This window comes from Pseudoclavibacter sp. CFCC 14310 (assembly GCF_008831165.1).
In the GTDB taxonomy this organism is placed as follows: Bacteria; Actinomycetota; Actinomycetes; order Actinomycetales; family Microbacteriaceae; genus Pseudoclavibacter_A.
Map to the genome: position 1 here is coordinate 128,454 of NZ_WBKC01000002.1, position 21,626 is coordinate 150,079.

A 21,626-nucleotide genomic window follows, 5' to 3' on the forward strand; every position below is an offset into this window, starting at 1 on the left:
GCGATGAATCTGTCAGCGAGCGAGGAAGTCTGCGGTCGCCTGGCACGCTGTCGGCGAACGCAGGATTCCGCTGTGCGTGACCCCCGGGAGCAGGCGGATGCGGGCGTTCGGCAGGTTTGCGGCCGCCAGCCGGGCAGCCTGCTCGCGTTCGGCATCCGCACAGCCGGCCAGAAGCAGCGTCGGCATGCGCATCGTGGAGAGCACGTGGGTCGGCACGCCGCGATCTCCGTCGGCCGCGGTCATGTAGGCGGCGAGGGCGAGCGGGTCGTTCATCCGCATGGCCAGAACGGTCGAAGCCGAGAGTGGGCGGCCGAGATGCTGCTCCCAGCGCTCGATGAACAGCTCCATAGACCCCTGTCGCAGCGTCTCGACGATGCCGGGAAAGAAGACCCGATCGAATGCGCCGGGGGAGTTCTGCGGCGATCCCGCCACGCTCACCATCGTCGAGACTCGTGCGGGGTGGTCTGCAGCGAGTGAGAACATGATGCGACCGCCGAGAGAATAGCCCACGACTGCCGCCTGGGGAATCTGAGCGGCGTCGAGCACATCGCAGACGTCTGTGACGAAGTGGTGCATGTCGTAGGCCGTCGCGTCGTGCGGTCTGCCGCTGCGGCCGTGACCGCGGAGATCCATGGTGAGCACGTCGCGGGCCGGCAGAACCGGGTCGATCCAGCCCATGCCGCGCCAAACGGACTGCGACAGCGCGGTGCCGTGCAGCATGATGACTGGAGCCAGGTCGGTCGCTGCCGTCGCGCTGAAACGGCGGCAGCGCAGTTCGACGCCGTCGAGCGATGAGTGCACGGTGAACGACTGCATGTGTGGAGAGTACCTCATGCGCTCGATCGGCCTTCGGCGGGTCGATATATCATCTCGTGGTTCCGAGGTGAGCCGCTCGTGCTCGGCTTAGACTGCAGGCATGAGCACGAACCGAGAGAAGGATCCCGGGCGAAGGGCCCGGAAGGAAGCTGGGCTCGATGCTGATCTCGAACAGATCTGGCAGGATGAGTCCCCGATGACTGCACAGAGCACCGACTTCGCCGACCAAGTCGACGGAGAGCTCGGCACGCGTCGTCGCGCTGGATCGAAGCACAACGATTCGGCTGCCGTCTCTGAGAGCTGACCTGAACTCTCACACCGGTGGTGGTGTCTCACAGCGTGGATGCCGCCACCGGTTCTCTGCGCCCGGCGCCGCTCAGTCGCGTTTGGCGATGGGGGCGTAGCGTGCCCCGGTGACGCTGCAGAGGTCGTCTGGCGTCAGCTCGACGTCAAGCCCACGCTGACCGCCGGAGACCACCATGGTCTCGATGGAGCGGGCGCCCTCGTCGACGAAGATGGGCAGGCGACTCTTCTGCCCGAGCGGACTGATGCCGCCGACCACATAGCCGGTGCGGCGCTGCGCCAGCTGAGGATCGGCCATGTGGCACCGCTTGACTCCCAGCGCGTGCGCCATGGCCTTGAGATCGAGTCGCGCATCCAGGCTCACGACGCCCACGGCGAGATCCTGACTGCGCGATGCAGCACCGTCGATCTCGACGACCAGCGTCTTGAAGATGCGGTCGGCCGGCAGGTCGAGCTTGTCGACGGCTTCGTCACCGAAGTGTCGGTCATCGGGGTCATGCTCGAAGCCGTGCAGCTGATAGGCCACCCCGGCACGGTCGAGGGCACGGGTCGCCGGCGTGGCCGACCCGTGCCCTCTGTGCGCTGCCATCTGTGTCGATCTCTTTCGCGTGTTTCAGCCGGCGATCGACGCCTGGTAGATGCTCTCGATGGCGGCGTCGAGCGTCTGGTTGAACTCGTCGTCGCTCTGCTGCGCCGTGAGACCCTCGGTGAGGGCGCGGCTGAAGCTGGCGATGACTCCCGGATTCTTGGCCAGCAGCGCGTTGGCCTCGTCTCGGCTGTAGCCACCTGAGAGGGCGACGACGCGCACGACGCGGTCGTGGTCGACGAGAGCGGAGTAGAAGCCGGCCTCGGTGGGCAGTGAGAGCTTGAGGGTCACGTTGCGCCCCTCGGGCAGCGCATCGAGGTGCTGCAGAATCTGATCGCGCAGAATCGACTCGGAATCGGCCTTGTCTGCTGCAGTGATGTCGACCTCGGGCTCGATGATCGGCACGAGCCCGGCGTCGAGCACCTGATCGGCCAGCTCGAACTGCTGGTCGACGACGGCGATGATGCCCGACTCGTTGGCCTGTTTGATCAGCGAGCGCTCTTTCGTGCCGAAGACCTCGTTCGCGTTCGCCTTGTCGAGCTGCTGCTGCAGCGTCGGGATCGGCTTGAGCACCTGCACGCCGTCTTTGAGCTCGGCGAGCCCTTTGTCGATCTTCAGGAACGGCACGATGCCCAGCTCGTTCCAGAGATACTTCGCGCTCGGGGCCTCGTTGATCTCACGGTCGACCGTCTGCTCGAAGAGAATCGCGCCGAGCACACGCTCGCTGGTGAAAGCAGGGCTGGTGATGATGCGAGTGCGCAGCTCGTGAATGAGGTCGAACATCTCGGTCTCATTGCGGTACTGCGATTCGTCCACTCCGTAGAGACGCAGCGCCTTGGGCGTGCTGCCTCCGGACTGATCGAGCGCGGCCAGGAAGCCGGCACCGGTCGAGAACCGCTCGTACTGTGCATCGAACACTGATGACATGGTCACCGCTTTCTTTGTTTGGTCAGCAGGGTGCCGTCGTGCGACACGACGAACATTATCTCACGCTGTGGCGAGCTCGGGCAGCGCTGAGCGCAGCTCGCGAGCGGCGGCCTCGGGGTCGTCGGCCTGGGTGATCGCACGTACGACCACGATGCGGTTCGCCCCGGCGTCGAGCACCTGCTCCAGGGTCTCGGCGTTGACGCCGCCGATGGCGAACCACGGCTTGGCATCGCCACGGCTCTGCGTATGCACCTGTCGTACGGCGTCGAGGGTGACCGGGGCCCGACCCGGTTTCGTGGGAGTGCGCCAGACCGGCCCGATGCAGTAATAGTCAGGATCGCCCAGACGCGCCTGCTCGGCCTGCACTCGGGAATGCGTCGACAGGCCGACGAGCGTGCCCTCCGGCAGCAGCGAACGAGCGTCGGCGACGCTGAGGTCGCGCTGCCCGACGTGCAGGATGTCGGCGCCGGTCAGCGTGGCGACGTCGGCTCGGTCGTTGGCGGCGAAGAGTCGCCCATGTCGGCGCGCCGCAGCCGCGAGCAGCTCGAAGTACTCCAGCTCATCACCAGCGTCGAGATGCTTGTCGCGCAGCTGAATGATGTCGACGCCTCCGCGGTAGGCGGCGTCCACGAACTCGTCGAAGTCTCCGGTGCCCAGTCTGGCGTCGGTGCACAGATACAGCTGCGCCTGCTGCAGCATGCTCAGTCGCCATTCTCGGGTGCGAGGTGTGGCGTGCGGGTCGGTGGAGCGGTCAGCGTGCTGAGACTTGACGATCATGCGTCCAGTGTACGAACCGGGCGGTACAATTGCCCCACATGAGCACGGGAGCCGAGAACTCGGCTGAGAGTGCGCGCGATTCACCAGGCCGAAACAGGCCGGTGATCGTGTGCAGACCGTCGACCTGATCCGGATCATACCGGCGTAGGAAGCGAGCAGAATGAACAAGCATGTCATCGTCATCGGTGCCGGCGTCGTCGGCCTGGCGACCGCGTGGCGACTGCATCAGCGCGGTCACGCGGTGACGATCGTCGATCCGGCGCCCGCTTCGGGCGCGAGTCATGCGGCGGCCGGGATGCTCGCCGCCGTGAGCGAGTACGCCTTCGAAGAAGAGAGTCTGCTCGCGCTCTCCGTGCCGGCCGCGCGTCTCTACCCGCAGATCGTCGCCGAGCTGGACCAGGCGACGGTGGTCGGCACCGGCTACCGGTCGACGCCGACCATCGTCGCCACCGCCGACGCCGCCGATCGCGAGCTGCTGCGAAGCCTGCGCGCCCAGCAGCTCGAACTCGGGCTCGACGTGCAGGATCTCACCTCACGAGAGGCCCGTGCGCTTGAGCCGCTGCTCGGCCCGGGCATCAGCGGGGCGTTCCTGGCCCGCGACGACCACCAGATCACCCCGAGACGCCTCGCCGGGGCCTATATATCGGCCCTCGAAGTGTGCGACGACGTGCATGTGGTGCCGGAACGCGCCGTGGAGCTTCTCTGGCGAGACGAGCGGGTGATCGGCGTTCGCCTCGAACCGAGCGAACGTCGAGAAGGACCAGTCACCCATCGCTTCGACGAACAGCCCGCGTGGCCGTCGAGCGAGGTCGTGGCCGACGTGCCGCCGGCGAGCCCGACCCCGAGCGTGTCGGCGCAACAGGTCATCGAGGCAGACGAAGTCGTGGTGGCCAACGGTTTGGAGAGCCCGAGGCTCGGCGGCCTGCCGCGAGGTCTGGTCTGGCCGATCCGCCCGGTGCACGGCGACGTGCTGCGTCTGCGCACTCCGGAGCAGCTGCGCCCGCTCACCACCCACACGATCCGCGGCCTCGTCCACGGCCGCAGCGTCTACATCGTGCCGCGCGAAGACGGAACGGTCGTGATCGGGGCGACCGAACGCGAAGACGCTCGAGACGCCGTGCTCGCAGGCAGCGTGCTGCAGCTGCTTCGCGACGCCCACGAGCTGCTGCCGGCGGTCGACGACCTCGAACTCATCGAGGCCACTGCTCGTGCCCGCCCCGGCACACCGGACAACGCGCCTCTGCTCGGCCGAGTCGCCGACGGGCTGCTCGCCAACACCGGCACCCACCGCCATGGCATCCTGCTCAGCGCTCAGAACGCCGTCGTGATCTCCGATCTCGTCGACGGCACCGCCGCAGCATCCGACTGGCAGGCGTTCGACCCCTGGCGCTTCTCGTCAGACGATCGATCCGAGACCACCACAGGAGCATCCGCATGACACAGATCATTCTGAACGGCGAGGCCGTCGAGACCGAGGCCGACTCGGTGCTCGCCCTCGTGGCCGAACGAACCGGCACCCCGCTCGCCGCCGACGGCCGACCCGCCGACGGCTCGCGGCTCGGCGTCGCGGTGGCCGTAGACGAGACGATCGTGCCGCGCGGCCGCTGGGCGCAGACGGTGCTCACACCGCAGGCCCGCATCGAACTCGTGACCGCGAAACAAGGAGGCTGAGATGGCTGACCACGACGATGACGATCTCTTCGAGGTCGCAGGGCGATCGTACCGTTCGCGGCTGATCATGGGCACCGGCGGCGCACCCAGCCTCGACGGGCTGGAACAGGCACTGCTGGCCAGCGGCACCGAGCTGACGACGGTCGCGATGCGACGGCACACCCCTTCGGCTGGGCCGAGCCTGTTCGACATCCTGCGGCGCAACGACATCGAGGTGCTGCCCAACACGGCCGGCTGCTTCACCGCGCGTGAGGCCGTTCTCACCGCTCAGCTTGCGCGCGAGGCGCTCGAGACGAACCTGGTGAAGCTCGAGGTCATCGCTGACGACCAGACGCTGCTGCCCGACGGGCTCGAACTCGCCGACGCCACCGAGCAGCTGGTCAACGACGGGTTCGACGTCATGGTCTACACCAACGACGACCCGATTCTGGCGCGCCATCTCGAGCAGGCCGGTGCCGCGGCGATCATGCCGCTCGGGGCGCCGATCGGCACCGGGCTGGGCATTCTGAACCCGCACAACATCGCGGCGATCACCGCGAACGCCGGAGTACCCGTGGTGCTCGACGCCGGCGTGGGCACGGCCAGCGATGCGGCTCTCGCCATGGAGCTCGGGTGCGACGCGGTGCTGCTCGCCACGGCGGTGACGCGAGCGGAGCATCCGGCGGTCATGGCGCGCGCATTCCGGCACGCGGTCGTGGCTGGGCGGCTCGCCGCTCTCGGCGGGCGCATTCCGAAGAGGGCGGACGCACTGGCGTCGTCTCCTGTCGAAGGCCGGCCCGACCTGTGAGTGGCGTCGATCACATCGCATCGTTCGTCGAGAGGCTCCAGTCTCTCGACGAGCTGCCCGGGCTCACCGACGACGAGCGACGCAGGTACTCCCGCCAGCTCATTCTGCCCGGGGCAGGCGAGGCAGCGCAGCGTCGGCTGAAGGCCGCCCGTGTGCTGGTCATCGGCGCAGGCGGTCTCGGATCGCCGGTGCTGGAGTATCTGGCAGCGGCCGGCGTGGGCACGATCGGTGTCGTCGACGACGACCGGGTCGACGAGTCGAATCTGCAGCGGCAGGTCATTCACGGCGTCGACCGCATCGGCGAGCTCAAAGTGACCTCGGCGGCGCAGACGGTGGCGCGCATCAATCCGCTGGTGAACCTCGAGGCTCATGCCGTGCGGCTTGATCGAGACAATGCGCTGCGCCTGTTCGCCGAGTACGACCTCGTCGTCGACGGTGCCGACAACTTCGCCACCCGCTACCTTGTGGCAGACGCGGCAGAGATCACCGGACGACCGGTGGTCTGGGGATCGATTCTGCGCTATGAGGGACAGGTCAGCGTCTTCGGCATCGACGCGGGCTACCGCGACCTCTTTCCTGAGCCGCCAGAGCCCGGCGAGGTGCCCTCCTGCGCCGAAGGGGGAGTCTTCGGTGTGCTGCCGGGCATGATCGGAACGGTGATGGCCGGTGAGGCGATCAAGCTCATCACCGGCATCGGCGAGCCTCTGGTCAACCGTGTGCAGGTGCTGGACGCGGCAGCGGGCCGATGGCGCGAGCTGCGACTGACGGCCGACCCCGACCGGGCCAGGGTGCACGATCTCGAGGCCGACTACGTCGAGCTCTGCGGCACGCCGGGCACGGCACAGGGAACCAGTGTGACGGCTCTCGATCTGCAGTCGCTGCTGCAGCGACGAGCCGCCGGCGAGATCGACTTCGATCTCATCGATGTGCGAGAACCGGACGAGTTCGACCTCGTGCACATTCCGGGCGCGCGGCTGCTGCCGTTGGCCCGGCTGCAGCACGAGATCCGTGCCCGGGCCTTCGACGTCCCGGCCGGACGCGAGGTCATTCTGGTCTGTAAGACGGGTGCGCGCTCGACGCAGGCGCTCGAAATGCTGCGTGACTCCGGACGCACCAACGTGCGACAGGTGGTGGGCGGCACGATGGGCTGGGTGCAGACGGTCGATCCCTCGCTGCCGCGCTACTGAACCATCGCTGCGACTGGCTCGGCGTCGAGCCTCAGCGCAGGTCGACGAAGTGATCGACCGGGCCGTGACCCTGCCCGACGTGCAGAGCGTCGGCGCTGCGCAGCGCCCGGGTGAGCCAGGCCTTGACGGTGATCAGCGCGGTGGGCCAGTCGTCGCCTGCGGCGAGGCGAGTCGCCATGGCCGAAGAGAGCGTGCATCCGGTTCCGTGCGTGCAGTCGGTGTCGACGCGCGGAGCGTCGGCTTCGAAGAGCCCGTCGGGCACGGGCGACCCCTCAGGGTCAGACCGGGCGTCGACAAGCGCGTCGTGCACGCGATCGCCGACCAAATGCCCGCCTTTGACGAGCACTACGGTATCGCAGCGTGCGCTGACGAGTCGGGCCTGAGCCACGGCATCCGCCCACGTCTGTGCCTCAGACGCGTCGGCGAGCACCGCGAGCTCTGGAACGTTGGGGGTGATCAGATCGGCACTGCGGCAGAGATCTCGCACGGCCGCCTCGGCCTCTTCGGCGAGCAGGCGGTCGCCGCTGGTGGCCACCATCACCGGGTCGAGCACCACGATCGGCGGCCGCACCTCGTCAAGCCAGGCCTTCACCGTCGTGACGGTGTCGGCGTCGGCGAGCATGCCGATCTTCACGCCGTCGATCTCCACGTCGTCAGACACCGCCTCCAGCTGCTCGCGCAGAAAAGAGACCGGCGGCAGGTGCACCGAGCGCACGCCCCGGGTGTTCTGCGCCACGAGCGCGGTGACGACCGCCATGGCGTAGCCGCCCATCGCCGAGATCGATTTCAGATCGGCCTGCACCCCGGCTCCGCCGGTGGGGTCGGTGCCTGCGATGCTGAGGATGCGCGGCACGCGGATGCTCTTCGGGCGTGATGCGGCATGGTTGACGGTCATTTGGACGATCCCTTCGCTCGTGCTGACGAGAGCAGGTTCGACGGGTCTCTTCTCAGCCCTCGTTCGGGGCACCCCGTGTCACACGCCCAGAGTATACGCCTGCGACCCCGGAGGGTCAGTCTCAGCGAGCGTCGGCGCCGACCCGCGTCTGCACCTCGTGCAGCACCTCGAGCAGGGCCTCGACCGGCTGCGCACCGGAGGCGCCGAAGCGATCGTTGAACAGGAAGAACGGCACTGATGAGATGCCGAGCTCGGCGGCGCGTCGTTCGTCGGCCTGCACCTCGCCCGTATGCGAATGCGTGGTCAGCTCGCGACTGATCGATGCGACATCGAGGCCCTGCTCACCGGCGATCTCCTCGAGCGTCTCGAGACGACCGATGTGGCGACCCTCGCTGAAGTGGGCGTGAAACAGTGCCAGTGCGACTTCGCGTTCCCGGTGGTCGAGACGGGCCGCGTGCAGCAGCTCGTGGGCGAGACCGGTGTTCGACTGCTGCAGCACGTCGAAGTGGAAGTCGAGCCCGGCGTCGGCGGCGGCCACGGTCACTCGGTCGAGCTCGGTTTGGGCCTGAGACACCGTGATGCCCTTGATGTCGGCGAGGTGCTGCGCCGCGCTGCGGGCGTCTGCGTCATCTGCATCGGGGTTGAGTTCATAGCTGCGCAGACCGAGCAGCACACGGTTCTCAGGCCGCTCTTCGCTGAAGCGCTGCACCGCTGCGAGCAGATTGCTCAGCCCGATGTAGCTCCATGGGCAGGCGAGGTCGATCCAGGTCTCGACGCGGAGCGCAGGCGCTCCGTCTGACGACGACTGCTGAGCGGGCGCGGGGGAGTCTGGCATGTTCGGTCTCTCATCCATCTGAAAAGGGTGACTCCATGCTAGCGAGAGCTGCGTGCGCGCTCACGACGACCGGCCGGGCGGTGCGACCCCAGACGAGCCGGCGGGTGTCAGACCCGACCGCGACCGGAGAGCTCCGGAGGCAGGAACTTCGGCGTGAAGTGCCACAGCAGCCAGGCTCCGACGACGCCCAGACCGGCCATGACCGCGGCAGAGGCCGCGATTCCGGCGGCGGCGGCGAGGCCGGAGAGAATCAGCGGCGAACTCGCGCTGCCCGCGTCTGCGACCAGACGCCAGGCTCCCAGAAACGCCGCTGGGTGATGCTCCGGCGCCAGATCCGCGCCCATGGTCATGATGATGCCGGATCCGAGGCCGTTGGCCAGAGACATCAGGCTCGCCGTGACGAGCAGCCCCCACGGCCCGTGCACCGGCAGCAGCGCGAGGTGTGTCACCGCCAGACCGAGCAGCGTCGGCAGCACGACCCAGAGCCGCCCGAAGCGATCCATGAGCTGGCCCGACACGTAGAAGAGCGCGAGGTCGAGGGCACCCGCGATGCCCATGATCAGCGCGATGGTCTCGGTGTCTGCGCCGATGTGCGTGCCCCAGAGCGGCAGAATGACCTGGCGGCTGGATCGCAGCAGCTGCACTGCGGCGATTCCCAGCCCCATGGTCGCGAGCACGCGTCGCGAGCTGACGAGGGTCTGCCACAGCGATGGGGCGGATGCCGTGGTGTCGGAGGCGTGGGCATCGTGCGGCTGCTCTGTGGCCGGCACCTCAGACGTGGATGCCCCGGTGGGAAGGCCAGCTCGCAGCAGTGCCTCGGGGTCGGGCATCAGCACCAGCAGCACGGCGACCACGACGCTGAGCGCGATGCTGGCCACGAAAGCCGACGTGCTGCCGAACCATGCGATCAGCGGGGCGACGATCATAGGGCCGAGAAACAGTCCGCCTCTGACGGTGCCGCCGAGCACTGACATGGCACGGGCTCGATGTGAGACCGGCACGAGCTCGGTGAGCAGGGCGTGTCTGGCGAGGTTGAACGCGGCAGCGGCCATGCCGACCAGCAGCGTGCCGACCAGCAGCACGGTCACAGACGATCCCACTGCGGCAACCGCGGCGCCGGCTGCGCCGAGGGTAGCCGCCACGATCATCGTGCGCTGCTCGCCGAGACGAGCGACCATCCAGCTGCTGGGCAGATCGCCGATCACCTGACCGATCATCAGCATGCCGGCGATGAGCCCCGCGAGGGCGGTGTCGGCTCCGAGCTCGACCGCTCTGGCCGGCAGCACAGGCACCAGGCAGGCCTCAGCGGTCGCGAAGAGCAGAGCTGGAAGAAAGATCGGCACGGCATACCGACGCAGCTGATTCATCCGGCCAGTGTAGACCCGAGGAGGCTGTCGGCTCTCGGTGCGCTGAATCTCGCGTTGCTCGGGGGTCGGGGGTCAGGGGTCGGGTTCGGGATCGGTGTCGGTGTCGGTGTCGGCCGGTCAGGGTAGAGTCAGCGCGACTGAATGAGACGAGCGAGGGCAGAAGGCACCATGGTGACGCAGCGCGGCGCACACGACGAACTGCTGCAGGTCGACGACCTGGTCTGTGTGCTTCGTCGTCGCCCCGTGCGGCGCGTGAGCCTCAGAGTGGGGCGCGTGGGCGGTGCACCACAGAGTGCTCTCGGCGCGCTGAGCTCTGTGGTGCTGACGGCTCCGGCAGGCATGCGCGAGTTCGAGCTGCGGCGTTTCGTGCGCACCAATCGCAGCTGGATCGATCGCTGTCTGGCCGAAGAGCGGCGGCGAGACATCGCGGTTCCGCAGCTCGACTGGTCTGAAGAGCAGATCGCATGGGCGAAGGCCCGACTGGCGGAGCTCGTGCCTGCTCTGATCGCATCGTGGACCCGGCGTCTCGATCTGCCGCGGCCGACGTGGACGCCGCGTCTCATGCGCACGCGCTGGGGAAGCTGCACGCCTGCAACCCGACGCATTCGCTTCAGCCTCGAACTGGCTCGCTACGATGACGCCTTTGTCGAGTACGTCGTGGTGCACGAACTCGTGCATCTGCGAGTGCACAACCACGGTGCCGAGTTCCAGGCCATGATGAGTGCCGCGCTGCCGGCGTGGCGTCGTCTGCGGGCCGCGCTCGGGCATCCGCGCGCTGACATGCTCGCACCCGGTGGCCGCGAGTGCAGGGCGCAGGAACCCGCCTGACCGCGCGTTCGCAGGCACGGCGCGACAGATGAGGCCTACTCTGAGTCGTCTGTCGGATGCACCGGGTGGTCGAGTTTGGCATGACGACCGTCTGCCGACGAGCGCCCGGTCAGCCGCCGCATCGCCCACGGCCAGAGATACTCTCTGGCCCATTGGACGTCGGCCGAGGTGACGTGCCAGCGACCGACAGGCGGCCCGGCCACATGCTCGGGGCTGAGATCGTGTTCGACACCGAGCGTCTCGAGCACGCGAATGGCCATCAGATGGTGGCCGAGGGGCGAAAGATGCAGACGATCCGGCGCCCAGCGGCTGGGGTCATGGAGTGCGCGCAGCCCCCATTGGTCCACGACCAGCGCACCCCGGCGTGCGGCGCTGGCGCGCATGTTCTCGTTGTAGATGGCGACCTTGCCGCGAATCAGAGCGAAGGCGGGCATGGTGCGCAGATCGGGGCCGGTGAAGATCAGCACGGTCGCACCGGTGGCGGTCAGCCGTGCCAGAGAGCGATCGAAGATGGCGGCCACACGGTCGGGGTCGCTGCCAGGGCGCAGAATGTCGTTGCCTCCGGCGCAGAACGTGATGAGATCCGGCCGCATCGCGATGGCCCGGTCGACCTGCTCGCGAACGATCGGCTGAATGAGCTTGCCGCGCACGGCGAGGTTGGCGTATTCGAACGTGGGAGACTGCCTGGCCAGAACTTCGGCTGCTCGGTCGGCCCAGCCTCGTACGCCGCCCGGAGCCTGCGGGTCTTCGTCTCCGACGCCTTCGGTGAAACTGTCGCCGATGGCGACGAAACGCTGAAAACGCATGGTGGCGGGCGTTGAGAGCTCACTCATGCAGACTCCTTTCGTTGTTGGCCGCAGGCGCCGGTGCCGGTGACCGCCACTCGTCGGTGCGGCGGCGCATGGCATCCTCTCGAATGCGAGCGCGCAGCACCCGCCGGCGGTGTCGCTGCCAGCGTTTGACCGACCAATCGATGATCACGCCCAGCGAGAGCGCGATGGCGATGGCGAGGACGGCGGCGAGAAACGGCGACTGCTTGGCCCATGCTCCGGCGAGCAGTCCGATGAGCACCGAGTACACCGACCAGCTGGCTCCGGCGAGCAGACTGAGCGGGGCGAACCGGCGCCAGGGAAAGTCCGTGGCTCCGGCGGTCATATTGACGACGACGCGCCCGACGGGAATGTAGCGGGCGGCGAGTATGAGAACGGCCGGACGGCGGTGCAGCGTGTGGCGCGCGGTCTGGATGAGCCGCTGCATGCGCGGACGGGCCGCCCAGGCGCGCTGATCCAGATGCAGTCGCGAACCGAGCCAGAAGGCGATGTTGTCGCCGGTTGCCGCGGCAACCGCTGAGACGAGCAGCAGCATCCAGAGTTGAGGCTCGCCCTGCGCGACGGCCAGCGCCGCCAAGGCGACCACCAGAGACTCACTCGGCACGGGTGGAAAGAACGCGTCGATCGCGATGAAGAGAAACAGGAAGACGAGAACCCAGGGGCTGGACGACATCGTGAGCAGAGTCGCGTCGAACGCGTCGAACATCTCGGTCATGCACTGCCTCTCGTACCCCGACAGTCTACGGTGACTCCCGTCACGGCTCGGACAGCGTCGCCGAACCTCATGGCCAGCTCACAACCAATCGACAGCTTCGTCGCGTGACCCTCGTCGACTCGGGGGATCGGCCGCCCGGTATATTGACTCAATATGTTCGAGAGTCTCGACGCAATGCCGATCTGGGTGCCGATCGGCCTGGTCGTCGCTTCGCTGATCGCGGGGCTGGTCGATTCGATCGTGGGCGGCGGCGGGCTCATCCAGCTGCCGGCGCTGCTGCTCGTGCCAGGATTTCAACCGGTGCAGGCGTTGGCGACGAACAAGGTCGCTTCGGCGTGCGGCACGATCACCAGCTCGATCACCTTTGCGAGGCGGGTGCGGCCAGACTGGCGAATGCTGGCCCCCGTCGTCGTCGCGGCGTTCGCGGCTTCGTTCGGCGGGGCGGTGCTCGCCGCACGGCTGCCGGCCGGCATCTTCACGCCGATCATCGTCGTGGTGCTCGTCGGCGTGCTGATCTTCACCCTGATGAGACCGGAGCTCGGCAGCCGTCCACGTGACGACGTCGGCAGCGTGTCGTTCGCGATGCTGCGCGGGCTGGCCCTCGGCCTGGTGCTCGGCTTCTACGACGGCCTGCTGGGGCCGGGCACCGGCGTGTTCCTGGTGCTGGGCATCACGCTGGTGCTGCAGGCCGATCTGCTTCGTGCCGCGGGTGGGGCGAAGATCGTGAACGTGGCCACCAACCTGGGCGCCCTGGCATATTTCATCCCGTTGCAGGCGGTGCACTGGCCGCTGGCGATTCTGCTCGGCGCGGCGAACCTCGTCGGCAGCTATCTCGGGGCACGGCTTACCATGCGTCTGGGGGCACGATTCGTGCGATGGATGCTGGTGATCGTGGTGAGCGCGCTGATCGTTCGCCTCGTACTGCAGCTGTTCGGCGTGTGACCGAACAGCCGCAGGCGAGAGGCCAGGGTGCGGTTGCGCTGGCGGATCAGTCGAAGAACGTCTCGATGTCGGCACCGAGCGAGACGAGTCTCTCCTGCAGCTGCTCGTAGCCGCGGGCGATGATGTCGACGTCGCGCAGCACGCTCTCGCCCTTGGCCGCGAGCATCGCGATCAGAATGACGACCGCGGGGCGCAGCGCCGGCGGGCAGCTGATCTCGGCACCAGACCAATGGGTCGGGCCGGTCACGTCGAGGCGATGCGGGTCGCGCAGCCGAACGTCGGCGCCGAGACGGGTGAGGTCGGTCAGATGGATGGCACGACCCTCGTACACCCAGTCGTGAATGAGGGTGTGCCCGTTGGCGCAGGCGGCGATCACCGTGAAGAACGGCAGGTTGTCGATGTTCAGACCCGGGAACGGCATGGAATGGATCTTGTCGATCGGAGCGCGCAGCGTCGAGGGAAAGACCGTGACGTCGACCAGCCGCGTGCGGCCGTTGTGCGCGGCGTACTCCGCTGAGAGCGAGTACTGCAGTCCCATCTCGTGCAGGGTCGCGAGTTCGATCTCCATGAACTCGATCGGCACGCGACGCACGGTGATCTGCGAGTCGGTGACGATGCCCGCCGTCAGCAGGCTCATGGCCTCGATCGGATCTTCGCTGGGCCAGTAGTCGACGTCTGCGTCGATGTGGCTGCGGCCGGTGATGCGCAGGGTGGTGGTGCCGATGCCCTCGATCTCGATGCCCAACAGCTCGAGGTAGAAGCAGAGATCCTGCACCATGTAGTTGGGGCTGGCGTTGCGGATGGTGGTGACTCCGTCGTGCACCGCGGCCGCCATGATCGCGTTCTCGGTGACGGTGTCGCCGCGTTCGGTGAGCACGATCGAGACGTCCTGCGGGGTGTCCTGCGACACGGTGGCGTGGTACCAGCCGGCTTCGGCCTTGATACCGAGGCCGAATGCCTGCAGAGCGATCAGGTGCGGCTGCACCGATCGCTCGCCAAGATCGCAGCCGCCGGCATAGGGCAGGTCGAAGCGGGAGTGGCTGCCGAGCAGCGGCCCGAGGAACATGATGATGCTGCGGGTGCGCCGACCGGCGGCCTCATCGATGTGGGTTAGATCGAGGTCTGCGGGAACCCGGATCTCGACGTCGTTGCCGTCATCGCTCCAGGTGACGCTGACGCCCAGGCTGCGCAGCACGTCGATGATGCGATCGACCTCGACGATGCGGGCGACGCGATGCAGGCGCGTCGTGCCGCGGTTCATCAGCGATGCGCAGAGCAGTGCGACGGCGCCGTTCTTGCTGGTCTTGACATCGATCTCGCCGTGCAGCTTCTTTCCGCCGTGCACGCGCAGATGCGTGTGTCGAGGGCGGTCTTCGAGGTTGATCAGTTCTCGTCCGAGCGCGTCGCTGATGCGGCCGAGCAGTTCGACGCCGATGTTCTGGCTGCCGTGCTCGATGCGGTTGATCGCCGACTGACTGGTGCCGACCTGTTCGGCGAGCTCAGCCTGGGTGAGATTGCGGCCCTGCCGGGCGCTGCGAATCAGCAGCCCGACCTGCTTCACGAAGGGCGAGGGGGCGTTGGGTGTGGTCTTGATCGCCTGAGTCATATGCGCGAGTGTATCTCGTATCTGAGATATTCGGAATGTGACACGCAGGGTCTGAGCAGGCGGTCGCGGTTTCGGCTCGGTAGTCTGAACCCGGTGCGGATGTGCCGCAGCCTCTGCCACGAAGGAGCATTCAGATGAACGCCGACTCCCGCAACCCGAAACCACGCATGAGCGCCTCGTCTGGACCACGAGAGCGCGGGTGGGCGGGGTGGAAGCTGACCGCCTGGGCGGCTGGCATCATGCTGGTGCCTCTGATCGTGCTGCTCTTCGTGCCGAATCACGAGATCTGGACGCTCGCATGGTTCGCCTATGTCTCGCCGATCATCGCGGTCGTGTTCGGGGCCATCTGGGGTCGGGGGCGTGAGCACCCGAGCGAGCTGTGGCAGCTGCCGGCGGCCGTCGCGGTCATTTCGGCCGTCGTGGTGCTGATCTTCATGCGGCCGTTCGACGTCATGTCGGCCACGATCATCGTAGGCGAGTGCTTCGTCGTCGGCATGATCGGAACCCTGGTCGGGCTCGGTCTGCGCAAGCTCTCGGGCAAGTAGCGCTTCACACAGACGCGCCTCGCGCAGGTCGCTGGTGGCGGCAGCAGGGGATGCGTCGTGCGCAGCACAGAGTCTGGCGCCCCTGAGCCGGTCGCGTCTGCACCTGGGGTGCCGACGAACCACGGGCATCCAGCCAGACCACGCAGCCGTAAGGGCATATGAAAAGGCCCGGTCTGCCTCGCGAGAGTGCGAGGCAGACCGGGCCGAGTGCTGATCAGCAGTCGAGCTGATCAACGGTGGATCAGGCGGGGATCATCCAGCCGAGCACCGGTGTCGACTGCAGGAACACGATGATGCAGACGATCAGCAGCAGGCCGAGCGACCAGGGGAGCGCCTTGCGCAGAATGGTCGACTCCTGACCCTTGAGATCGACAGACGTTGCGGCGATCGTCAGGTTCTGCGGGCTGATCATCTTGCCCACGACGCCACCTGACGTGTTGGCAGCCGTGAGCAGGTGCTCATTGATGCCGATCTGGTGCGCAGCCGTCTGCTGCAGCTTCGCGAAGAGAGCGTTCGCCGAGGTGTCTGACCCGGTGACCGCCGTGCCGAGCCAGCCGAGGATCGGCGACAGGAAGGCGAAGAACACGCCGGTTGCGGCGAGCCACTGACCGATCCAGATGGTCTGCCCGGAGAGATTCATGACGTACGCGATCGACAGCACGGTGGCAACCGTGGCCAGCGAGATGCGCGACTTCACAATGGTGTGCCAGAACTCTGCGAGAGCCTGCCCGACGGTCATGCTGAACTTGCCGCCTGCGGTGAAGATGCTGAACACGATGGCGACGATGATTCCGGCGATCAGCAGCGTCGTACCGGGCGACGACAGCCATGTCAGTGTGTACGTGGCCGACGAAGAGATCTTGCCGTCGGCGGTCATCAGACTCTGGCTGAGGCCGGGCCAGGGAATCTTCAGGTCGGTGCCTGCCAGCAGCTTCGGAATGTTGGCGCCCATCGTCCAGAGCTTGGTGAAGCCGAAGAGTGCGATGACGATGATGTACGGCAGCAGAGCCATCCAGACACGCACGCCGGTTAGCGGCTCTTCTTTGACCTTCGACATCTGATCTTCGGGGGTCGTGGGCTTCCAGAACTTGAGCAGGATGGTGGCGATCAGGAAGCCGCCCAGTGCAGCGACGACGTCGGTGAGCTCGTAGACGAAGTGGTGCGCGCACCACCACTGCAGCACAGAGAAGGTGAGGCCGGTCACCAGTGCGGGGAACCAGAGCTGGCGCACACCGCGGAAGCCGTCGAGGATGAGCAGCAGCAGAATCGGCACAACCCATGCGATCAATGGGGTCTGCACGCCGACGACCTGTGCGATCGCCTCGGCCTGGGCCCGCTTGTCGCCGTCACCGGCGGTCAGGTTGCCGGCGGTGGTGATCGGCACGGCCATGGCGCCGAAGGCGACCGGGGCGGTGTTCGCGACCAGCACCGCGAGCGCGGCGCGCAGCGGCGGCAGACCGAGCGCCACCAGCATCACACCGGTGATCGCGACGGGCGCGCCGAATCCGGCGAGCGCCTCGAGCAGGCCGCCGAAGCAGAAGGCGATCAGCACAGCCTGGATGCGCATGTCGCCGCGACCGACGCTCGAGAAGATGCGCCGCAAGTCGTCGCTGCGCCCGCTGAGCACGGTGACCTCGTAGAACCAGATCGCCGTGATGACGATCCACATGATCGGGAACAGGCCGAAGACCGCTCCTTGGGTCGCTGCGGCGAAGGTGAGCCCGACCGACATCTTCATACCGAAGATGGCGACGAGCATCGCCGTCAGCAGCGCTCCGAGACCGGAGCGCAGAGCACTGATCTTGAACCCTCCCAACAGCACGAAGAACACCACGAGTGGGATGAGTGAGACGAGAGCAGTAAGCGGAAGGCTGCCGCCGATGAGGCTTGACTCCAGATTGGGAGTGAAGCCATCGCTAAGCAGGACCGCGGTGTCTGAGGGCGACATGGTCGTGATTCTCTCCTTCGAGAAGTCGGACGTTAGAGACGCAGATGCGTCGTTCGGGCAGATTATCTGGCGTGGTCAGACCACGTCAAGTCGTGAAATACGGTTAGTGTCTCAGAAGCGAGTCAGGCTGCTGCGGTGTGGGCCTCGGTCAGCTGGTAGTAGCCCGTGATGTGGTCGGTCACCAGGCGCGTCGCCGCCTCGTGGTCGCCGCGACGAAACGCCTCGAGGATGCCGGTGTGCTCGGCGTGCAGCGTGCGTGCGGTGGTCGGCCAATCTGGCAGCTGTCTTGCGCGGTCGAGTGTGTGGTCGGCGATTGCCGTGCGCATGCCGTCCATGAGCGTGGAGATGAGCGGATTGGCCGCAGCGTCTGCGAGCGCGGCGTGAAAGCTGGCGTCCAGCGCCAGATACTGCTCGACGGGAAGGTCGGGGTCGGCCATACGATCGAGCAGACGCTGGGCGACCTCCCAGTCGGTGTAGCCGGGGTCAGCGTGGCCTGCGACCCAAGACTCGAGCAGCAGACGAGTGTGTACGACGTCTTCGAATCGCACACTGCGTGAGCTGAGCTGCATTCCGAGCGCGAGTGCGAGAGCCTGCTGCGGCTCGGCAATCACGATGGTGCCGGAGTTCGGGCCTGAGCCCGTCGCAGAGGTGAGCGTGCCGAGTGCCTCGAGAATGCGCAGGCCCTCTCGAACCGTGCTGCGTGAGACCCCGAGCTGCTCGGCGAGCTGGCGTTCTCCGGGCAGACGATCGCCGACCGCGAGCGTACCCGCAGCAAGCTGGTCTCTGACCCAGGACATCACCGTCTCATGTGCTCTCATAGCGAGATGAGGATACCCTACATTGCCGCGTTTCCGCGAAAGTGGTGGCATGGACTCCAGCGGCGCCCGCTCGTCGAAAGTGTGGTCAGACCACAGTGTCGACGCCTGTTCCTGGGCACAGCCGCCAGCTGATTCTGTCAGTCGCAGCGAACGGAGGCACTCCATGCGAGTGGGAATTTTCGGAACGTGTCTGGTCGACACGCTCTATCCAGATGTGATCAGGGCGACGGCTCGTCTGATCACCAGACTCGGCCACGAGGCGGTGTTCCCCGAGGGACAGACCTGCTGCGGCCAGATGCACATCAACACGGGCTACCAGAAAGACTCTCTGCCGCTGGTGCAGAACTACGTCGACGTCTTCGGCGACTCGTCGATCGACGCCGTGGTGCTGCCGAGCGGCTCGTGCACAGGGTCGGTGCGACACCAGCATCCGATGATCGCCGGAAAGTTCGGCGACGAGGCGCTGAGCCGAGAGGTCTCGTCGGTCAATGACAAGACGTACGACCTCGCCGAGTTCATCGTCGACGTGCTCGGTCTCACCGACGTCGGAGCCTACTTTCCGCACACTGTGACCTACCATCCCACCTGCCACTCGCTGCGCATGATCCAGGTGGGCTCGCGCCCGTACCGACTGCTGCAGAACGTCGAGGGCCTTGAGCTGCGCGAGCTGCCCTTCGCAAAGGAGTGCTGCGGCTTCGGCGGCACCTTCGCCGTCAAGAACGCCGCGACCTCGACCGCAATGGTCGAAGACAAGGTCAAGCACATCGAAGAGACCGGTGCAGAGTACTGCGCCGCCGGGGATGCCTCGTGCCTGACGAACATCGGCGGAGCCATGTCGCGCCTGCAGCTGGGAACGAAGACGATCCACCTCGCGCAGATCCTGGCCTCGACGCATGCCGACGCCGATCGCTCGATCACGTTGCTCGGCGAGGAGGTGGCCGCATGACCACGTTCCTCGGCATGCCGGCGGTTCCGCCGGTCGCCCCGGCAGGGGTCGGCAACCTGCGCGGCACAGAGAAGTTCCAGCAGGCAGCGGTGCACGAGCTCGCCAATGAGCAGCTGCGCCGCAACCTGAACTTCGCCACGCACAAGATTCGCGACAAGCGTCAGCACGTCGTCGACGAGATGCCTGACTGGCAGCGCCTGCGTGAGGCCGGTTCGCGCATCAAGCGCGAGGTGCTCGCCAACCTGCCCGATCTGCTCGAGCAGCTGGAAGAGAAAGTGACCGAACACGGCGGCCAGGTGCACTGGGCTCGTGACGCCGCAGAGGCGAACGAGATCGTGCGCGGCATCGTCGCCGATCACGGCGCGAAGGAGGTGCTCAAGATCAAGTCGATGGCCACGCAGGAGATCGGCCTAAACGAGTACCTCGAAGAGCACGGCATCCATGCTCAAGAGACCGACCTGGCCGAACTCATCGTCCAGCTCGGCCACGACAAGCCCTCCCACATTCTGGTGCCGGCCATCCATCGCAACCGCAGCGAGGTGCGCGACATCTTTCTCAAAGAGATGCCGGGCGTCGACCCCGATCTCGACGACAACCCCGCCCATCTGGCTGAGGCGAGCCGTCGCTTTCTGCGAGAGAAGTTCCTGACCTCGAAGATCGCGATCTCGGGTGCGAACTTCGGCATCGCCGAGACCGGCACGCTCTCGATCTTCGAGTCGGAGGGCAACGGGCGTATGAACCTGACCCTGCCCGACACACTGGTCACCGTCATGGGCATCGAGAAGCTGCTGCCTCGCTTCAACGACCTCGAGGTCTTCACCCAGCTGCTGCCGCGCTCGTCCACCGGCGAGCGCATGAATCCCTACACCTCACTGTGGACCGGCGTCACTCCCGGTGACGGCCCGCAGGAGTTCCACCTCGTGCTGCTCGACAACGGCCGCACCCACGCTCTCGCCGACGGCATGGGACGCGAGGCGCTCAAGTGCATTCGCTGCTCGGCATGCCTGAACGTCTGCCCGGTCTACGAACACGCCGGCGGACACGCCTACGGATCGACCTACCCGGGCCCGATCGGAGCCATTCTCTCGCCGCTGCTGACGGGCATGGAGGACTCACACGACCCCAACAGCTCGCTGCCCTACGCGTCGAGCCTCTGCGGGGCCTGCTACGAGGTCTGCCCGGTCAAGATCGACATCCCGTCGATCCTCGTCGAACTGCGCGACCAGAAGGTCAACACCGTCGGCTCCGGGCTCGAGAAGCCGATGCTCAAGACCGTGGCGTCGGCCATGAGCTCCGGCAAACGCTGGCATGCGGCGCAGAAGGCGGCCAGCATCGGCGGCCGCATCGTGGCTGGTCCTGACAAGAAGATCACCAAGCTGCCCGGGCTCTTGGGCGGCTGGACGGACGCCCGCGACTTTCCGGCGCCGGCGAAGCACTCGGCCCGCGAGTGGTTCAAGACCACGGATGCCAAACGTGAGCTGGCGGCCGAGCAGGCGCGTTCCAGCGCAGTGCAGGCCGATCTGACGCAGCGCCCGGGCAACCAGGACGCCCAGCGCGACGCCGATTGGGAGCGCAGGCCCATGCCCGCAGGCTTCGGGAGCCCCGCGGCGCCGTCTGAGCAGTCCGAAGAACGAAGCAGCACGCAGGGGAGCACAAAGTGAGCACCGCACGCGAAGACATCCTGGATCGCATCAAAGACGCGCTGCGGATCGCGCCGCCGGTGGTCGAGCCCGTGGTGCGCGACTATGACGCCGAGATCGAGCTGCCCGACGCCGAACGCATCGATCTGCTGATCGATCGGCTCGAAGACTACAAAGCCGAGGTGCGGCGCGCCACGCCGAGCACCATCGGGGCAGAGGTCGCCTCGGCCCTCGCCTCCGTGCAGGCGAGCCGCGTCGGCATCCCCCCGGCACTGGATCGCAGCTGGCTGGGTGACTACGCGGGCGAGGTGCAGGTCGACGACGCTTCGATCCCTGCCGCATCGCTCGACAGCCTCGATGCCATCGTCACCGGAGCGGCCGTGGCCTGCTCGATCAGCGGCACGATCTTTCTGGACGGCAGCGGCACCCAGGGTCGCCGCGCGCTGACGCTGGTGCCCGATGTGCACGTGTGCGTGGTGCAGGATGCAGAGATCGTCGTCGACATGCCGGCGGCGATTCGGCGGCTGGTGCCGGAAAGGCCGATCACGATGATCGCCGGGCCCTCTGCGACCTCGGACATCGAGCTGCAGCGCGTCGAAGGCGTGCACGGCCCGCGCACCCTGATCGTGGTGATCGTCTCGGCCGAATGACTCGCCC

22 protein-coding genes and 2 riboswitches are annotated in these 21,626 nt (G+C 66.9%); of the genes, 10 read left to right on the top strand and 12 right to left on the bottom strand.

Features of this window, described 5'->3' with window-relative positions; translation table 11 throughout:
• Positions 1-12: 12 nt before the first annotated feature.
• From F8O06_RS04315 to thiE, 4 genes are all read right to left on the bottom strand, one after another.
• Positions 13-816 (bottom strand): alpha/beta fold hydrolase, encoded by an 804-nt coding sequence (locus F8O06_RS04315; RefSeq protein WP_192496837.1) that lies wholly within the window; start codon positions 814-816, stop codon positions 13-15.
• A gap of 376 nt (positions 817-1,192) precedes the next feature.
• The gene (gene ybaK / locus F8O06_RS04320; protein ID WP_158037696.1) at positions 1,193-1,708 is read right to left on the bottom strand and encodes a Cys-tRNA(Pro) deacylase; all 516 of its coding nucleotides are present in this window, start codon (positions 1,706-1,708) and stop codon (positions 1,193-1,195) included.
• Between the two features lie 24 nt (positions 1,709-1,732).
• Entirely contained in the window at positions 1,733-2,632 is a 900-nt protein-coding gene (locus tag F8O06_RS04325; RefSeq protein ID WP_158038200.1) for a fructose bisphosphate aldolase, read from the bottom strand.
• A gap of 60 nt (positions 2,633-2,692) precedes the next feature.
• Entirely contained in the window at positions 2,693-3,331 is a 639-nt protein-coding gene (gene thiE, locus F8O06_RS04330) for a thiamine phosphate synthase (RefSeq protein ID WP_158038201.1), read from the bottom strand.
• A 112-nt stretch (positions 3,332-3,443) separates the two neighbouring features.
• A riboswitch (TPP riboswitch) is annotated at positions 3,444-3,577 on the top strand.
• On the opposite strand from thiE, the gene F8O06_RS04335 reads away from it, so the two are divergent.
• The 4 genes from F8O06_RS04335 (at position 3,570) to moeB (ending at position 7,054) form a co-directional block, all read left to right on the top strand.
• The gene (locus F8O06_RS04335) at positions 3,570-4,847 is read left to right on the top strand and encodes an FAD-dependent oxidoreductase (RefSeq protein ID WP_158037697.1); all 1,278 of its coding nucleotides are present in this window, start codon (positions 3,570-3,572) and stop codon (positions 4,845-4,847) included. (Overlaps the previous riboswitch by 8 nt.)
• Entirely contained in the window at positions 4,844-5,080 is a 237-nt protein-coding gene (gene thiS / locus F8O06_RS04340; RefSeq protein WP_158037698.1) for a sulfur carrier protein ThiS, read from the top strand. Before F8O06_RS04335 ends, thiS begins: the two co-directional genes overlap by 4 nt.
• Before the next feature lies 1 nt (position 5,081).
• Entirely contained in the window at positions 5,082-5,867 is a 786-nt protein-coding gene (locus F8O06_RS04345) for a thiazole synthase (protein WP_158031187.1), read from the top strand.
• Positions 5,864-7,054 carry a molybdopterin-synthase adenylyltransferase MoeB gene (gene moeB, locus F8O06_RS04350; protein WP_158037699.1) on the top strand — a complete coding sequence of 397 codons (1,191 nt, stop codon included), beginning with the start codon at positions 5,864-5,866 and terminating at the stop codon, positions 7,052-7,054. Before F8O06_RS04345 ends, moeB begins: the two co-directional genes overlap by 4 nt.
• 31 nt (positions 7,055-7,085) lie before the next feature.
• Here the strand turns inward: moeB and thiD are convergent, their stop codons facing one another.
• From thiD to F8O06_RS04365, 3 genes are all read right to left on the bottom strand, one after another.
• The gene (thiD, locus tag F8O06_RS04355; RefSeq protein ID WP_225733395.1) at positions 7,086-7,949 is read right to left on the bottom strand and encodes a bifunctional hydroxymethylpyrimidine kinase/phosphomethylpyrimidine kinase; all 864 of its coding nucleotides are present in this window, start codon (positions 7,947-7,949) and stop codon (positions 7,086-7,088) included.
• A riboswitch (TPP riboswitch) is annotated at positions 7,940-8,035 on the bottom strand. Its footprint overlaps the gene before it by 10 nt.
• A gap of 35 nt (positions 8,036-8,070) precedes the next feature.
• Positions 8,071-8,784 (bottom strand): DsbA family protein, encoded by a 714-nt coding sequence (locus F8O06_RS04360; RefSeq protein ID WP_192496838.1) that lies wholly within the window; start codon positions 8,782-8,784, stop codon positions 8,071-8,073.
• A 107-nt stretch (positions 8,785-8,891) separates the two neighbouring features.
• Positions 8,892-10,151, bottom strand: a complete 1,260-nt coding sequence (locus F8O06_RS04365; RefSeq protein WP_158037701.1) for an MFS transporter — start codon at positions 10,149-10,151, stop codon at positions 8,892-8,894.
• Positions 10,152-10,292: 141 nt separating this feature from the next.
• Between F8O06_RS04365 and F8O06_RS04370 the strand changes: the two genes are divergently transcribed.
• Entirely contained in the window at positions 10,293-10,979 is a 687-nt protein-coding gene (locus F8O06_RS04370) for a M48 family metallopeptidase (RefSeq protein ID WP_158037702.1), read from the top strand.
• 35 nt (positions 10,980-11,014) lie between these two features.
• On the opposite strand, the gene F8O06_RS04375 is transcribed toward F8O06_RS04370, so the two are convergent.
• Positions 11,015-11,812, bottom strand: a complete 798-nt coding sequence (locus F8O06_RS04375; protein ID WP_225733396.1) for an SGNH/GDSL hydrolase family protein — start codon at positions 11,810-11,812, stop codon at positions 11,015-11,017.
• Positions 11,805-12,524, bottom strand: coding sequence for a DedA family protein (locus tag F8O06_RS04380; protein ID WP_225733397.1), 720 nt, complete (start codon positions 12,522-12,524; stop codon positions 11,805-11,807). The genes F8O06_RS04375 and F8O06_RS04380 overlap by 8 nt, the downstream gene beginning before the upstream one ends.
• Before the next feature lie 153 nt (positions 12,525-12,677).
• On the opposite strand from F8O06_RS04380, the gene F8O06_RS04385 reads away from it, so the two are divergent.
• Positions 12,678-13,466: a sulfite exporter TauE/SafE family protein gene (locus F8O06_RS04385; RefSeq protein ID WP_158037703.1), complete on the top strand. Its 789-nt coding sequence runs from the start codon at positions 12,678-12,680 to the stop codon at positions 13,464-13,466.
• 46 nt (positions 13,467-13,512) lie between these two features.
• Here the strand turns inward: F8O06_RS04385 and F8O06_RS04390 are convergent, their stop codons facing one another.
• Positions 13,513-15,072 carry a helix-turn-helix domain-containing protein gene (locus F8O06_RS04390; RefSeq protein ID WP_158037704.1) on the bottom strand — a complete coding sequence of 520 codons (1,560 nt, stop codon included), beginning with the start codon at positions 15,070-15,072 and terminating at the stop codon, positions 13,513-13,515.
• A 134-nt stretch (positions 15,073-15,206) separates the two neighbouring features.
• On the opposite strand from F8O06_RS04390, the gene F8O06_RS04395 reads away from it, so the two are divergent.
• The gene (locus tag F8O06_RS04395; RefSeq protein WP_158037705.1) at positions 15,207-15,617 is read left to right on the top strand and encodes a hypothetical protein; all 411 of its coding nucleotides are present in this window, start codon (positions 15,207-15,209) and stop codon (positions 15,615-15,617) included.
• A 241-nt stretch (positions 15,618-15,858) separates the two neighbouring features.
• Here F8O06_RS04395 and F8O06_RS04400 read toward each other — a convergent pair whose 3' ends face one another.
• Both F8O06_RS04400 and F8O06_RS04405 read right to left on the bottom strand, forming a co-directional pair.
• Positions 15,859-17,565: an L-lactate permease gene (locus tag F8O06_RS04400; RefSeq protein ID WP_158037706.1), complete on the bottom strand. Its 1,707-nt coding sequence runs from the start codon at positions 17,563-17,565 to the stop codon at positions 15,859-15,861.
• 122 nt (positions 17,566-17,687) lie between these two features.
• Complete coding sequence (locus tag F8O06_RS04405) at positions 17,688-18,383, bottom strand: FadR/GntR family transcriptional regulator (protein ID WP_158031197.1); 696 nt, start codon at positions 18,381-18,383, stop codon at positions 17,688-17,690.
• 163 nt (positions 18,384-18,546) lie between these two features.
• Between F8O06_RS04405 and F8O06_RS04410 the strand changes: the two genes are divergently transcribed.
• Genes F8O06_RS04410 through F8O06_RS04420 form a run of 3 tightly spaced genes read left to right on the top strand, consistent with a single transcriptional unit; the run spans position 18,547 to position 21,619 of the window.
• Entirely contained in the window at positions 18,547-19,329 is a 783-nt protein-coding gene (locus F8O06_RS04410) for a (Fe-S)-binding protein (protein WP_158031198.1), read from the top strand.
• Positions 19,326-20,990 carry a LutB/LldF family L-lactate oxidation iron-sulfur protein gene (locus F8O06_RS04415; RefSeq protein ID WP_158037707.1) on the top strand — a complete coding sequence of 555 codons (1,665 nt, stop codon included), beginning with the start codon at positions 19,326-19,328 and terminating at the stop codon, positions 20,988-20,990. The genes F8O06_RS04410 and F8O06_RS04415 overlap by 4 nt, the downstream gene beginning before the upstream one ends.
• On the top strand, positions 20,987-21,619 hold the full coding sequence (locus F8O06_RS04420) for a LutC/YkgG family protein (protein WP_158037708.1): 633 nt from the start codon (positions 20,987-20,989) through the stop codon (positions 21,617-21,619). The genes F8O06_RS04415 and F8O06_RS04420 overlap by 4 nt, the downstream gene beginning before the upstream one ends.
• The last annotated feature ends 7 nt before the right edge of the window (positions 21,620-21,626 follow it).

Coding starts and splice junctions, on each gene's coding strand:
- F8O06_RS04315 (WP_192496837.1), bottom strand. CDS start 816: ATGCAGTCGTTCACCGTGCACTCATCGCTCGACGGCGTCGAACTGCGC.
- ybaK (WP_158037696.1), bottom strand. CDS start 1,708: ATGGCAGCGCACAGAGGGCACGGGTCGGCCACGCCGGCGACCCGTGCC.
- F8O06_RS04325 (WP_158038200.1), bottom strand. CDS start 2,632: ATGTCATCAGTGTTCGATGCACAGTACGAGCGGTTCTCGACCGGTGCC.
- thiE (WP_158038201.1), bottom strand. CDS start 3,331: ATGCTGCAGCAGGCGCAGCTGTATCTGTGCACCGACGCCAGACTGGGC.
- F8O06_RS04335 (WP_158037697.1), top strand. CDS start 3,570: ATGAACAAGCATGTCATCGTCATCGGTGCCGGCGTCGTCGGCCTGGCG.
- thiS (WP_158037698.1), top strand. CDS start 4,844: ATGACACAGATCATTCTGAACGGCGAGGCCGTCGAGACCGAGGCCGAC.
- F8O06_RS04345 (WP_158031187.1), top strand. CDS start 5,082: ATGGCTGACCACGACGATGACGATCTCTTCGAGGTCGCAGGGCGATCG.
- thiD (WP_225733395.1), bottom strand. CDS start 7,949: ATGACCGTCAACCATGCCGCATCACGCCCGAAGAGCATCCGCGTGCCG.
- F8O06_RS04360 (WP_192496838.1), bottom strand. CDS start 8,784: ATGCCAGACTCCCCCGCGCCCGCTCAGCAGTCGTCGTCAGACGGAGCG.
- F8O06_RS04365 (WP_158037701.1), bottom strand. CDS start 10,151: ATGAATCAGCTGCGTCGGTATGCCGTGCCGATCTTTCTTCCAGCTCTG.
- F8O06_RS04370 (WP_158037702.1), top strand. CDS start 10,293: ATGAGACGAGCGAGGGCAGAAGGCACCATGGTGACGCAGCGCGGCGCA.
- F8O06_RS04375 (WP_225733396.1), bottom strand. CDS start 11,812: ATGAGTGAGCTCTCAACGCCCGCCACCATGCGTTTTCAGCGTTTCGTC.
- F8O06_RS04380 (WP_225733397.1), bottom strand. CDS start 12,524: ATGACCGAGATGTTCGACGCGTTCGACGCGACTCTGCTCACGATGTCG.
- F8O06_RS04385 (WP_158037703.1), top strand. CDS start 12,678: ATGTTCGAGAGTCTCGACGCAATGCCGATCTGGGTGCCGATCGGCCTG.
- F8O06_RS04390 (WP_158037704.1), bottom strand. CDS start 15,072: ATGACTCAGGCGATCAAGACCACACCCAACGCCCCCTCGCCCTTCGTG.
- F8O06_RS04395 (WP_158037705.1), top strand. CDS start 15,207: ATGAACGCCGACTCCCGCAACCCGAAACCACGCATGAGCGCCTCGTCT.
- F8O06_RS04400 (WP_158037706.1), bottom strand. CDS start 17,565: ATGTCGCCCTCAGACACCGCGGTCCTGCTTAGCGATGGCTTCACTCCC.
- F8O06_RS04405 (WP_158031197.1), bottom strand. CDS start 18,383: ATGAGAGCACATGAGACGGTGATGTCCTGGGTCAGAGACCAGCTTGCT.
- F8O06_RS04410 (WP_158031198.1), top strand. CDS start 18,547: ATGCGAGTGGGAATTTTCGGAACGTGTCTGGTCGACACGCTCTATCCA.
- F8O06_RS04415 (WP_158037707.1), top strand. CDS start 19,326: ATGACCACGTTCCTCGGCATGCCGGCGGTTCCGCCGGTCGCCCCGGCA.